Genomic DNA, 12,200 nt, shown 5'->3' on the forward strand with positions numbered 1-12,200 from the left:
TTGTCCCCACGTCAAAGCGTGGTGATTTGTCCGTTGCGATCCAGCTCAAACACCTTGTTGCCCTGCAATTTCTCCTTCAGCCACCGCTCCGCCTTACCCAGCGGCCGTTGCCGCGCCCACAACAAATCCACACCAATCTGCCAGTCCGTATGCGGATACGCCGAGAGCTGCAGCTCCACCAGTTCACCCTTGGCCAGTTCACGCTGAACGAGCTGGCGGGGCAGGGTGGCCCAGCCGAGCCCGGCGCGGACCATTTCCAATAACGCCAGATAGCTTTCCGCTTGCCACAACTGGGTCGAGCGCAGGTATTCGCTGCTCGGCAGTTTGCTCGCGTGGGCGCTGAAGGCCAGGCGGCGATGGACGTGCAGGTCGTCGAAGGTGACGTCATCGAGTTGCGCCAATGGATGCTCGGGATGGCAGACGTGCAGCATGATCAGTTTGCCCAGTTGCTGGAACGCCAGCTCCTTGGGGTAGCCGGGCTGCGAAAACGCCACGCCGAGTACCGCTTCGCCGCTGCTGACCAGTTCGCTGACGTCGCCGTACACCGGATGGCGGATGATCAGGTCGACGAAGGGGAACGCGGCTTCGAAGGCTTTGAGCGCCGGCATGATCGGGCCGTACGGCGTTTCAATCGCCAGGGTCAGGCTGGGCTCGACGTTGTCCGACAGGCAATCGGCGTGGGCTTCGAAGGTCATGCAGCGTTCGAGCACGGCTTCGGCCTGCACGAGCAATTTGTGGCCGCTGGCGGTGAGGGCTGGGCTGCGGTTGCTGCGGTCGAACAGGTCGACGCCCAGGTCAGTTTCGAGGTTGGCAATCGCCGCGCTGATGGTCGATTGGGTCTTGCCCAGTTTGCGTCCGGCGGCGGAGAACGAACCGCTTTTGACCACTTGGACGAACATCAACAGTTGATCGAGTGAGAAGCGCAAGCGGTGAACTCCCGGGTCGAAAATGAAGGTTTGGAGCGGCTGACGAAAGCCTGATTGTGCCATCGAAAAAAGCGATGGTTGCTAATTTGTTTCATCGTAATAAACGTTCAACTATGGCCCCGCGTCAAACGATCTCCGGGGCGGATCCACCCTTCAAACGCCCCTGAGCATGCCCGCGATCTCAACAGATGCCGCACCTTCAGGAGCGTGTGAAATGACTACACAACGCATTCATCCGGTGGACGAGGTTTTGCCACTGCGACAGTTGTTCACGTTTGGCTTGCAGCATGTGCTGGTGATGTACGCGGGAGCGGTGGCGGTGCCGCTGATTCTCGGCAGTGCGATGGGGCTGACTTCGGCGCAGGTGGTGTTGCTGATCAACGCCAACCTGTTGACCTCGGGCGTGGCGACGCTGATTCAAACCCTCGGTTTCTGGAAGTTCGGCGCGCGACTGCCGCTGATTCAGGGCTGCTCGTTCATAGCCCTGGCGCCGATGATCATGATCGGCAAGGAGTTCGGCCTCAGTCAGATTTTCGGTGCGGTGATCGCGGCGGGCTTTATCACCATTGCGTTGGCACCGGTGTTCAGCCGCTTGCTGCGGTTTTTTCCGCCGGTGGTGATCGGCAGCCTGATCACCATCATCGGCATCTCGCTGATGCCGGCGGCAGCGATCTGGCTGGGCGGCGGCAATCCCGACTCGGCGGATTTCGGCAATCCCGCGAACTTGTTGCTGGGCCTGGCCACGGTCAGCGTGACGCTGGTGATCTATGCCAAATGCAAGGGCTTCCTCGGCAACCTCAGCGTGCTCATCGGCTTGTTTGTCGGCAGTCTGATCGCAGCGGCTTGCGGCATGACTCACTTCAATCGGGTCAGCGAAGCCGCGTGGTTTGAGCTGAGCGCGCCGATGGCATTCGGCGCGCCGGAATTCGCGCCGGTGCCGATTCTTATCATGACCCTGGCGATGCTGGTGATCATGGCCGAGACCACCGGCAACTGCCTGGCGATCGGCAAATTGACCGGCAAACCGACTACGCAACAAACCCTCGGCAATGCGTTTCGCGCCGACGGTTTGTCGACCATGCTCGGTGGCTTGTTCAACAGCTTTCCTTACAACGCCTTCACCCAGAACACCGGTTTGATTGCGCTCTCCAACGTCAAAAGCCGCTTCGTCGTGGCCGCGGCCGGGGCAATCATGGTGCTGATGGGCCTGTTCCCCAAACTCGGTGCGTTGATCGCCGCGGTGCCGACGCCAGTGCTCGGTGGCTGCGCGATCGTGATGTTCGGCATGACCACGGTGGCGGGGATTCAGGAACTGTCGCGGGTGCAATTCGAGGGCACGCGCAACGGCATCATCGTCGCGGTGTCGGTGAGTGTCGGCGTGCTGCCGATGTCCTTTCCGGCGCTGTTCGAGCACGTCGGCCCGACCCTGAAACTGGTGCTCGACAGCGGGATTTTCCTCGGCGCGATCACCGCCATAGTCCTCAACATCCTGCTCAACAACGACAAAAAATCGACCGAAACCCTCGGCGCTGAACTGGCCGACTGACTGTTTGTTTTCCACTGCCCAGGAGTTACCCATGAATCAATTCACTCAGCTCATCCCGGCTGGCGTCAGCGAGCTTGATCTGACCTTGCTGCGCCAGACCATCGCCTTGTCCGAGGCATCGAAGCAACGCGGTCGCCATCCGTTCGCGGCATTGGTGGCCGACCGCAACGGCAAGGTGATTGTCGAAGCGGGGAACAACTCGATGCCGCCGGAAGGCGATCCGACTCAGCACGCCGAGTTGGTGGCGGCGGCGGCAGCGGCCAAGCTGCTGTCACCGCAAGAGCTGGAACTGTGCACGCTGTACACCAGCGCCGAACCTTGCTGCATGTGCGCCGGTGCGGTGTACTGGACGGGGATCGGGCGGGTGGTTTATGCCTTGTCGGAGCATGCGTTGCTGGGATTGACCGGTGACCATCCGGAGAACCCGACGTTCTCGCTGCCGTGCCGCGAGGTGTTCGCCAAGGGGCAGCGCAAGGTCAGTGTGTTGGGGCCGATGCTGGAGGGGGAGGCGGCTGAGCCGCATAAAGGGTTTTGGCATTAAATGAATCGACGCTGGCGCTCAGGAGAGGGGATTGCCCAGTCAGTTCTGCCGTTGATTCCTGAGTCTGCTGGCGGTTGTCACCGCTGTATACGCCATACGGCCGTCGCAACGAGGTACTTGTACGATGTCCTATCACAGGGTATTACTGCGTCTCCCCAAAAAAAATAAAACCACGGAGATCGCTACATGGACTCATCCCTGTCCGCCAATTCTGAAAGCCTTGACCCAGCGAAAGGCAATACCCGCCGCAGCTTCCTGAAAAAATCCCTCGCCGTTTCCGCCACGCTCGCCACCGTCGGCAGTACCGCGCTAACCCGACTCGCCGAAGCCGCGGAGCCCTTGAGTCAGCGTTACCCTGATCCACTGATTCACATCCTCGACGACAGCTTCCTCGAACTACGTGTTTTCAACGCCAGTGTTGAAAAACTTGCCACCGGTATGCGCTGGGCCGAAGGACCGGTGTGGGTTGGTGATGGCCGCTATTTGCTGGTCAGCGACATCCCCAATAATCGCATCATGCGCTGGGACGAAATCACCGACACCTTCAGCGTGTACCGCGAGCACTCCAACTTTTCCAACGGCATGTGCCGGGATCGCCAAGGGCGTCTGATTGTCTGCGAAGGCTCCACCACGACCAGCGAAGGCCGGCGCATCACGCGCACCGAAGCCAATGGCATGATCACCGTGCTGGCCGACAGCTTCGACGGCAAGCCCTTCAACTCGCCCAACGACATCGTCTGCAAAAGTGACGGATCGATCTGGTTCACCGACCCGCCCTTCCAGACCAGCAACAACTACGAAGGCCACAAAATCACCCCGAGCCAACCCCACGCCGTGTACCGCATCGACGGCGAGAGCAAAAAAGTCACGCGGGTCATCGACGACCTCAACGGCCCCAATGGCCTGTGCTTTTCGCCCGATGAAAAAACCCTCTACGTCGTCGAAGGCCGGGCCAAGCCCAATCGGCTGATCTGGGCGATCGCCGTAAAAGAGGACGGCACACTGGGCGAACGCCGCAAGCACATCGAGGGGCTGGAATATGCCGCGATCGACGGCATCAAATGCGATGAAGCGGGCAACCTGTGGTGCGGCTGGGGTGGCAACGGTGATCCCAAGGCCGACCTGGAAAAACTCGACGGCGTGCGCGTGTTCAATCCGCAGGGCAAGGCCATCGGGCACATTTCCCTGCCGGAGCGCTGCCCGAACCTGTGCTTCGGTGGACGCGAAGGTAATCGGCTGTTTATGGCCAGCAGTCACTCGATCTACTCACTGTTTGTGAATACCCGCGGGACTACGTTTGCGTTGTAAAAATAGCCTGCAGCGCATCTGAGGATGCGCTGCATGTTCGGCTGTTCAATGAAGCCCTACGGCCTGGAGACGCCCGGCACATCCATATTGATCTTGCGCCAGTACGCTTCAGAAAAACTGTAAACCGAGAAGGCAATCAACCCCAGGGCCATCATCATCAAAATCAGCCAGCCTGCGGGCAGATTCTGCAGCGCATCGAGCGCTTCTTTCAGACCCGGTGGATCCATGGCTTGATAGGTGGAACCGCTGATTGCCAGCAGCAATGCAATCTCTATAAACACCACTCCGCGAGCTATCAGACCAAATCGGGAGACCGGGCGGACGTAGCGCATAACTTCTTCGTCGGCCTCAAAATACCGTTCGAACGACGCTTTCCAGCCCTTGATGAGGTGAGCAATGCCAACTCCGAGCGGAACGAGAGCGATCACATATACCAACACATTCGAGTATTCCCACGACAAAAGATGCGCCAGCCAATCTTTGGTTTGCCCACCGGCATTGCCCGAGCTTTTGATGCCGCTCATGAGCAGGCCCAATGCAAAAAACGCCAGAGCCCCGTTGACCAGACCTCCCGCCAACAGGCCGGCGCGAATCACCAGACCTTTGATTTTTTTGCCGTGATGATCGACATCACGCGTAGCTTGCAAGACCCGCCAGGCCGCAAAGGCGAGCAGACCCGCCACCACCAACCCAACTAAAAAATAGCCGAATGGCTGGCCTAGCAAGGCCTCCAGGCTCTTGTGGCTGTCCTTGGGTCGGGTCGAATCGCGGGCGGCGAGCAAGGCGAAGATACCGATGATCAAATACAGCACTCCCCGAGCGGCGTAGCCTCCCCGGGCAAGTATTACAAGGCTGTGTTGCGCGGACATGGGGTGTATTCCTGAAGGGGCATAGGAGAGCAGACCCTTCTTGCCAGGAGGGGTTCTATTTCGCCTTCCTGGCACTCAAACGTTAGTTATCTGCGGCGCGCAGAGGAGGGCTTACTCAACCATCACTTCATCCAGTGCCTGCTCCAGCAGGTTGACCGTACGCTCGATATTCTGCAGCTTCTCAAGTCCAAACAGCCCGAGGCGAAAGGTCTGGAAGTCGGCCGGTTCATCACATTGCAGTGGCACGCCGGCAGCGATCTGCAGGCCATGATGAGCAAATTTCTTGCCGCTTTTGATGTCGGCATCATCGGTGTAGCTCACCACCACGCCAGGGGCCTGAAAGCCGGCTGCGGCGACGCTTTTGAAGCCTTTGCCGGTCAACAGGGCGCGCACCCGATCGCCCAGCGCCTGTTGTTCGTCGCGAACGTTGTCGAACCCGTAGGCTTGCGTCTCTTTCATCACGTCGTTGAACCGTGCGAGGGAATCGCTGGGCATCGTCGCGTGATAGGCATGTCCGCCCTGTTCGTAGGCCTGCATGATCTGCAGCCACTTTTTCAGGTCGCAGGCGAAGCTGCTGCTTTGCGTGTGTTCGATACGCTCAAGCGCCAAAGCACTGAACATCACCAGGGCGCAGCAAGGCGAGGCGCTCCAGCCTTTTTGCGGGGCACTGATCAGCAGGTCGACGGCGCATTTGTGCATATCCACCCAAATGGTGCCGGAGGCAATGCAGTCCAGCACGAACAGACCGCCCACCGCATGCACGGCGTCGCCGACTGCCCGCAGGTACTCGTCGGGCAGGAGGATCCCTGAGGAAGTTTCAACGTGGGGCGCGAAAACGACTTTCGGCTTCTGCGCGGCAATGGCGGCCAGCACTTCGTCCAGCGGCGGCGGGGCGTAGGCTGCCTGGCGACCCGCCTCGACCGGCCGCGCTTTGAGCACCGTAGTGGCCGCCGGGATGTTGCCCATCTCCAGAATCTGGCTCCAGCGATAACTGAACCAGCCGTTGCGTATCACCAGGCATTGCTGGCCGGTGGCGAACTGCCGCGCCACCGCTTCCATGCCGAAGGTGCCGCTGCCCGGAACCACCGCCACCGCTTCGGCGTGGTAGACCTGTTTCAGGGTCGTGGAAATGTTCTTCATCACGCCTTGAAAGGACTGCGACATGTGGTTCAGCGAGCGGTCGGTGTAGACCACGGAGTACTCGACCAATCCCTCGGGATCGATGCTCGGATAGAGCTTTGACATGGTGACTCCTTCGGCAGAGAGGTAAACATCTTTGGCAAGCAAGTGTAGGCAAAGGGCAGGGATCAGCTCATTGATTTGCGCAAATGAGGTTAGAGTGCTCAGCAATGTCTCAATCGTTGCGTGAACCATGAAGCTGCCGCTGTTTATTTCTCTGGACGGGCCCAAGGGCACCGGCAAAACCACATTGCTGGAGGCTGTTACCGCTGCACTGCGGGCTGACAAACACAAAGTCATTCGGCTCTGCGAGAGAAAAAGCGATCCGTACCGCGGCGAAACCATGGCCCTGGTTAACCAGCTCGCCAGACATCCTTCCCGGGATCTGGAGTGGGCGGTGTGTCAGCGCCTTGCGGATAGCCGTCGCTGGATTTCTGAGCGGGTGCTGCCCAAACAGCCATTGAACAGCATCATCCTGATCGACCGCTGGTATCCGTCTGACGCCGCATTTCGCCATAGCGTGCCGTTTGCCGAGATTCTGCAGTTGAACATCGAGCGAGGCGTGCGCGTGCCGGATCTGCATGTCGGTGTTGTCACTGCGCCGGATATTTCATGGGCCAGGGCAACGGCACGATCTCGAGGACTGGGCGGCACGGTGATCCAGAAACACGCCGAGCACGTTGTGTGTAGCGAGATGTTCGAGCGGGCGGTTACCGATCATGGCTGGGTGCTGTGCCGTAACGAAGGAACCATCGAAGCCGCAACGACTCAGGTGGTTGCAGAGATCTATAAAGTGCTTGGCTGATTGTCGCTGTGCAGGCGCTGGTTTAATTTGAATTTCAGGTTTCTCTGATCTGAGCTAACCGTACTGACGGATCACACGCCCCCCATGCTCACAAACCTCTGGTATGTCGTTCTCCCATCGTCACAGTTGACTGATGGATTGATCCCGGTTCAATTGCTCGGACAACCTTTCGTAGCGTTCCGCGATGACGCGGGTGTCGCTCACCTGCTTTCGGATATCTGCGTGCATCGCGGCGGCTCGCTGTCCGCCGGCAGCAAAGTGGGCAATAGCGTGCAGTGCCCTTATCACGGCTGGCGGTTTGGCGCTGATGGTGTGTGCACTCAGATACCGGCGCAGCCCGACCTGCGGATTCCCGCCAAGGCCCGCGTCGATGCGTACCCGACGCTGGAGCGATACGGTTGGATCTGGGCGTTTTTAGGTGATCTGCCTGAGTCTGAGCGTCCACCCTTGCCCACGCTCGACTGGGTCGATGACCCTGCCATCCGGGTGGTCGCCGGACATTTCGATTGGGAAGCCAGTTGGGATCGGATTATCGAAAACGGTCTGGACTTCGCGCATGCACCGTTTGTTCATGGTTCAACCTTCGGCGATCCGGATCATCCGGAGATTGAATCATTCGAGGTCGACAGCGATACGTGGAGCGGCAGCGCGCAAATGCTCATGCGCAGGCCGGCGCGCAAAGGGCTGCTGAGGCGCAAATCCTCCACCGAATGGGTCAGTGTGGTGACTGTTCCGGGTTTCCATTTGTCCGGCCCATGTACAACGCTTGAGCTTGAGTTACCGAACGGCTGGCGGATCTACATCGTCTCGGCGCATGTGCCGATTGACGCCAATCGCACGCGCACCTGGTGGATGATGGGCAGAACGTTTCTGCGCTCACGACTGCTGGATCGCAGGTTCATTGCGAGCAATATCCGTATCTTCGAACAAGATCACGCCGTGCTGAAAAACGTCCGGCCGGAACGTGTGCCGGACTCTTTTCAGCAGGAGGTTTCGTTGAAATCCGATGCGCTGCAGATTGCCTTTCGCAAAGACGTGCAGGCACTGGAACAGCGCGGCTGGCGCATTGATGAAGAGCGTCTTGCGCGAACGTTCACCGGACGCAAGGCTTGCGCAGTGCCCAGCCCTGAACGTCGCCAAATTCGCGCTTGGGCGATCGAGCCGATTCCGCTCGTGGACATCACCCACGAATCCCAATAGTGGCGCGAGCCAGCCTGCGCTTGGCACAGACTGGCGCCACCCTCAGCGCGTCTCGCACTGCGGCGAAGGCTCGCCGCTCAGTGCATCAACCATCGGCGGATGCTCCTGCACCGCCTGACGCAAGTCTTCGGTCACCCGCAGCTCCGCACCTGTCGGCGAGAAGGTGGCTGCCGCTGCAAACGGCGCGGGATTGGCCGGAATCGGGCGTTTGCCACGGCGCCACAGGAAGAAGGTGACCATGCACAGATTGACCAGCGCAAATACCCAAAACAACCCATTGCCACCGAACGAGTTCATCACCGGCGAAATCATCATCGGACTGATCGCCGAGCCCAGCGAGTTGATCAGCAACAGGCCCTGAATCATCGGCACCAAGGCTTCGGCCGGGGCGCGGTCGGCGGCGTGGCTGACGGCAACCGGGTACAGCGCGAACACACCGCCACCGAGCAGAAACAACATCACCGCGAGCATCGTCGCGGACAACGGCAGCAGGACGATCAGCAGCGACAACACCGTGCACGCCACCGTCAGAATCGTCAGCACCTGCAAGCGATCCTTGCGGTCGGACCAACGCCCGACCGGGTATTGCAGGAGCATCGCACCAAGAATCGTCCAGGCCATCATGCTGCCGACTTCACCGACATTCAGACCGCTGCGTTGCAGATACAACGGCAGCAAGGTGTAAATCGCCGCGATGGTCACACCTGAACCGAAACAGCCGACCAGCCCGGTCGGTGTCACGCCCAGCAGTTGCCGTGGCTTGAGCGGCTCGACCTGATCAAGCAGCGGCGACACGCGCGGCAGGATTACGATCGGCAGCACCGACAACGAAGCGAGCATGCCGGCGACCATGAAAGGTGCGCTGTCGCTGAGCCCGGTGATCTTGCCCAACGTTGCCTGACCCAGCACACCAGCGCCGTACAAGACGATCATGTACAGCGCGAGCAAGCGCCCGCGAATCTTCGCGTCGCCCGCCAGCAGCAGCCAGCTTTCGATCACCAGAAACACACCGACCGTGGCCCAACCGTTGATCAAGCGCAGGGCGAACCAGCCCCAAGTGTCATAGAACAACCCTTGCAGCAGGATGGTCACGGCGATCAGCGAAGCGAAGCTGCCGTAGGCGCGGATATGGCCGATGCGCAGAATCAAGCGGTCATTGAACACGGCACCCAGGGTCAGACCGATGAAATAGGCCGAGGAAACGACACCGATCATCGTCGCTGACGCGCCGGCAGCGTCCAGTCGAAGGGTGGTCAGGGAAGACAGAAAACCGTTGCCCAGTGCAACAATGAACAACCCGAGCAGGGGTGCCAGCGCCATGGCCAGCAAACGCGGAGACATAAAAACCTCTAGAGAACGAACAGCGCAACGTGCGCCTCTGCGCATGCGATTGCCAAGTCGGGGTGTGTGGTGTGGGCGCCCGCCAGACGGACAGGGCGGTTGGATACGTTTCGGTCACCAGATCCGGCGACTGCAAGAGCGCGCGGATTCTAAGGCTTGTGCGCAATTCTCCAATGGCTGTTTGCTGCGACAGTTGGACGCAGGTCAGTCCAGGTCGTGGCATAACGACAGCTCATCCTTTGCACGGCAAAAATGTTCCTTTATTGATCCTCTTGCGCTGTTTAGCCTGTGCGGTCGAGTTGCCATTTTGTGCCAGGAGTCATGATGCTGATCAAAGGTGAGCGGGCTGCCACAGCGTGTGGTTTGGTGGCGATCGTTTTGTGGAGTACCGCTGCCGGATTGATCAGAGGCGTCAGCGAGCACTTCGGCCCGCTGGGGGGCGCTGCGCTGATCTATTCGCTGGGTGCCATGCTGTTGCTGGTGTTCCTCGGCCGTCCGCGGATTCGTTCGACATCAAGGCTCTATCTGCTGCTCGGCAGCGCATTGTTCGTCGCTTATGAGGTGTGCCTGTCGTTGGCGCTGGGTTTCGCCAGTGATCGTCATCAAGCCATTGAACTGGGCGTGGTCAATTATCTGTGGCCGTGCCTGACCGTGGTGCTGGCGATCGTCATGAACGGACAGAAAACCCGCTGGTTCATCATTCCCGGCTCCGCGCTGGCGATTTTCGGCATCTTGTGGGTGGTCAGTGGCGAGGGTTTATCGCTGCCGCTGCCGGGAATTGTGCGCAATGTTCAGTCCAACCCGTTGAGCTACAGCCTGGCATTGACCTGTGCGATCACCTTTGCGCTGTATTGCAATGTCACGCGTCGCTATGCAGGTGGGCAGAATCTGGTGGTGCTGTTTTTCGTATTGACGTCTGTGGTGCTGTGGGTGAAGTGGTACGTGAGCCTGGAACAGATTCCGCCATTCACTTGGGAAAACGCCCTGGAGCTGCTGGCAGCCGGAATCGCCATGGCCGGCGGTTACGCGCTGTGGAACATCGGCATTCTGCGGGGAAACCTGACCTTGCTGGCGACCGCGTCCTACTCCGCGCCGGTGCTGTCGTCGGCGTTCGCCGCGCTGTGGCTGGGCGTGAGTTTGCAGATGCAATTCTGGCAGGGCGCCGTGCTGGTGACGGCGGGGTCGCTACTGTGTTGGCATGCGACCCGGCAGCGCGACGTACCCCAGACAACACCGATCAAGGTCAATGTGGGCGATACCCCTCACTGAAGATGCCAATCCTCGTTTCCATCAATGCTGCCAGTGCGTTATGTCTTCAAAAATCTTGCGGCGTAGCTGACAAACAACAACAGGAAAACCAAGCCACCCAGCGCGACCACCAGCGTACTGAGATGCGCAACCATGCCGATAAACGCCGGCCCCATGAGAATGCCGGCGTAGCCCATCGAAATGATCGCCGGAATGGCGGTGCGCTGCGGCATACGCTGTTGCCGACCCGCCGCGGTAAACAGCACCGGAACAATGTTCGAGCATCCGATGCCGACCAAGGCATAACCCAGCAAGGACGCCTGCCAACTCTCGAACACCAGCGAAACCAACATGCCGGCCGCCGCGCAGATCCCGCCTAGCGCCACCACGCGAACGCCACCCAGTCGGCTGACGATGGCGTCTCCGGTCAGGCGCCCAATGGTCATCGCCGCCGCGAAGCTCGCATAACCCAAACCGGCGTAGCTGGGTTCCATTGCGCGTTGCGAGGCGAGAAAAACCGCGCTCCAGTCAAGCATGGCGCCTTCCGTCAGGAAAACTATGAAGCACAGGCAACCCAAAAGCAGCACGATCCCCCGTGGCAGCGCCAACAACGGACCGTCTCTCTCGGTGCCATAGGGCAACAAACTTGGCGCAGCCTTGTATAGCGCGGCGAGGATAATCGCCACCAGGCAAAGCACGGACAGCAGTGGATTCAGACCCAGGCTGAGCATCGCCGTCATGGCCCCGGCACCGGCGATACCGCCGACACTGTAGAGCCCGTGGAAACCGGATTGCAGGGTTTCGCCGCTGTTCTTTTCAACAATGATGGACTGAATATTGATCGCGCAATCGAGCATGCCCATGCTGGCGCCGAATCCCAGCACCGCAAGCGCCAATCCCGGCAGCCATGTCAGATGGCTCAGCATCGGCAGCACCGAACACAACGCGACAGTCGAGCAGATGATCACTGGCCGACAGCCAAAACGTGCAGTCAGGTAACCGGCAAACGGCATGGCGGCGATCGAGCCGATACCAAACCCCAGCAACAACAGGCCCAGTCCGCCGTCGTCCAGTCCGGTACGCGCTTTCACCAACGGAACGAGCGGCGCCCAGGCCGACATGACAATGCCGGTGATCAAAAATACAATGCGCGTCGACACGCGTTCGCCGTAGTTTGCATAAGCCGCCACGGATGATGTCGAGGTGTTCATTGAGGCGGACATCCTTATCGGTGTCT

At 59.7% G+C, this 12,200-nt stretch carries 11 protein-coding genes; 6 read left to right on the forward strand and 5 right to left on the reverse strand.

Annotation, left to right across the window (positions count from 1 at the left end):
* Positions 1-11: 11 nt before the first annotated feature.
* Positions 12-926 carry a LysR family transcriptional regulator gene (locus ACWR1S_RS01250; protein ID WP_454562152.1) on the reverse strand — a complete coding sequence of 305 codons (915 nt, stop codon included), beginning with the start codon at positions 924-926 and terminating at the stop codon, positions 12-14.
* A gap of 214 nt (positions 927-1,140) precedes the next feature.
* Here ACWR1S_RS01250 and ACWR1S_RS01255 point away from each other — a divergent pair, with 214 nt between their 5' ends.
* The 3 genes from ACWR1S_RS01255 to ACWR1S_RS01265 all read left to right on the forward strand — a co-directional run bounded on the left by ACWR1S_RS01255 (position 1,141) and on the right by ACWR1S_RS01265 (position 4,321).
* Complete coding sequence (locus ACWR1S_RS01255) at positions 1,141-2,472, forward strand: nucleobase:cation symporter-2 family protein (protein WP_454562153.1); 1,332 nt, start codon at positions 1,141-1,143, stop codon at positions 2,470-2,472.
* A 31-nt stretch (positions 2,473-2,503) separates the two neighbouring features.
* Complete coding sequence (locus tag ACWR1S_RS01260; RefSeq protein WP_454562154.1) at positions 2,504-3,013, forward strand: nucleoside deaminase; 510 nt, start codon at positions 2,504-2,506, stop codon at positions 3,011-3,013.
* Positions 3,014-3,199: 186 nt separating this feature from the next.
* A complete protein-coding gene (locus tag ACWR1S_RS01265; protein WP_454562155.1) occupies positions 3,200-4,321 on the forward strand; it encodes an SMP-30/gluconolactonase/LRE family protein in 1,122 nt (373 codons plus the stop codon).
* Positions 4,322-4,377: 56 nt separating this feature from the next.
* Here ACWR1S_RS01265 and ACWR1S_RS01270 read toward each other — a convergent pair whose 3' ends face one another.
* Both ACWR1S_RS01270 and ACWR1S_RS01275 read right to left on the reverse strand, forming a co-directional pair.
* Positions 4,378-5,190, reverse strand: coding sequence for a DUF1206 domain-containing protein (locus tag ACWR1S_RS01270; RefSeq protein ID WP_454562156.1), 813 nt, complete (start codon positions 5,188-5,190; stop codon positions 4,378-4,380).
* Positions 5,191-5,301: 111 nt separating this feature from the next.
* Positions 5,302-6,435: an alanine--glyoxylate aminotransferase family protein gene (locus tag ACWR1S_RS01275; protein WP_454562157.1), complete on the reverse strand. Its 1,134-nt coding sequence runs from the start codon at positions 6,433-6,435 to the stop codon at positions 5,302-5,304.
* A gap of 127 nt (positions 6,436-6,562) precedes the next feature.
* Here ACWR1S_RS01275 and ACWR1S_RS01280 point away from each other — a divergent pair, with 127 nt between their 5' ends.
* The gene (locus ACWR1S_RS01280; protein WP_454562158.1) at positions 6,563-7,174 is read left to right on the forward strand and encodes a dTMP kinase; all 612 of its coding nucleotides are present in this window, start codon (positions 6,563-6,565) and stop codon (positions 7,172-7,174) included.
* Positions 7,175-7,258: 84 nt separating this feature from the next.
* The gene (locus ACWR1S_RS01285; RefSeq protein WP_454562159.1) at positions 7,259-8,374 is read left to right on the forward strand and encodes an aromatic ring-hydroxylating dioxygenase subunit alpha; all 1,116 of its coding nucleotides are present in this window, start codon (positions 7,259-7,261) and stop codon (positions 8,372-8,374) included.
* Between the two features lie 42 nt (positions 8,375-8,416).
* Here ACWR1S_RS01285 and ACWR1S_RS01290 read toward each other — a convergent pair whose 3' ends face one another.
* A complete protein-coding gene (locus tag ACWR1S_RS01290; RefSeq protein ID WP_454562160.1) occupies positions 8,417-9,760 on the reverse strand; it encodes an MFS transporter in 1,344 nt (447 codons plus the stop codon).
* 279 nt (positions 9,761-10,039) lie between these two features.
* On the opposite strand from ACWR1S_RS01290, the gene yddG reads away from it, so the two are divergent.
* Entirely contained in the window at positions 10,040-10,984 is a 945-nt protein-coding gene (gene yddG, locus ACWR1S_RS01295; protein WP_454562161.1) for an aromatic amino acid DMT transporter YddG, read from the forward strand.
* Between the two features lie 38 nt (positions 10,985-11,022).
* Here the strand turns inward: yddG and ACWR1S_RS01300 are convergent, their stop codons facing one another.
* Positions 11,023-12,174: an MFS transporter gene (locus ACWR1S_RS01300; protein ID WP_454562162.1), complete on the reverse strand. Its 1,152-nt coding sequence runs from the start codon at positions 12,172-12,174 to the stop codon at positions 11,023-11,025.
* Positions 12,175-12,200 lie beyond the last annotated feature (26 nt).

Source organism: Pseudomonas sp. AIG (assembly GCF_977020205.1).